The sequence below is a fragment of the Chryseobacterium sp. DT-167 genome, from assembly GCF_058310155.1.
Genome location: NZ_JBZEEQ010000085.1, coordinates 1 through 622, shown reverse-complemented (window position 1 = coordinate 622; position 622 = coordinate 1). Strand labels below are relative to the sequence as shown.

At 72.5% G+C, this 622-nt stretch carries 1 protein-coding gene; it reads left to right on the top strand.

Annotation, left to right across the window (positions count from 1 at the left end):
- On the top strand, positions 1-622 hold a 622-nt coding region (locus AC4FQ5_RS19885), incomplete at both ends, for a putative RNA methyltransferase (RefSeq protein ID WP_491146360.1).

The window sequence follows — 622 nt, the reverse complement described above, 5'->3', positions numbered from 1 at the left end:
TCCTCGCGTGTCCCGTGTGCGGTCTGGGGCTCGTCACCGCGGATACGACCGTCGTCTGCGCCGACGGTCACGCGTTCGACGTCGCCCGGCAGGGCTACGTCTCGCTCACGAGCGGTCGGCCGACCGCCGGTGACACCGCAGCGATGATCGAGGCGCGCGAGCGCTTCCTCGGGGCCGGCCACTACGACGCGATCGTCGACGCCCTCGTCGCTGCCGTGCCCATCGACGCGAGAGGAGTGGCGGTCGACGTCGGCGGGGGGAACGGGTATCACCTCGCCCGCGTGCTCGAGGCGAGGAATGAGCTCGTGGGACTCGTCCTCGACACGTCGAAGCCCGCGATCCGACGCGCGGCGCGAGCGCACCAGCGCATGGCGGCGGTGATCGCCGACGCGTGGGCGGGGCTCCCGCTCCGGTCCGGCAGCGTGGTCCTCGTCCTCAGCGTCTTCGCGCCGCGGAACGCGATCGAGACCGCGCGGGTCCTCGCCGCCGGCGGAACTCTCATCGTCGTGACGCCGACCGCTCGTCACCTCGCCGAACTCGTGGGCGCCGTCGGACTCGTCTCGGTCGACGAACGCAAGGAGGAACGGCTCGCTCGGCAGCTCGCGGGCTTCCGGCTCGAGAG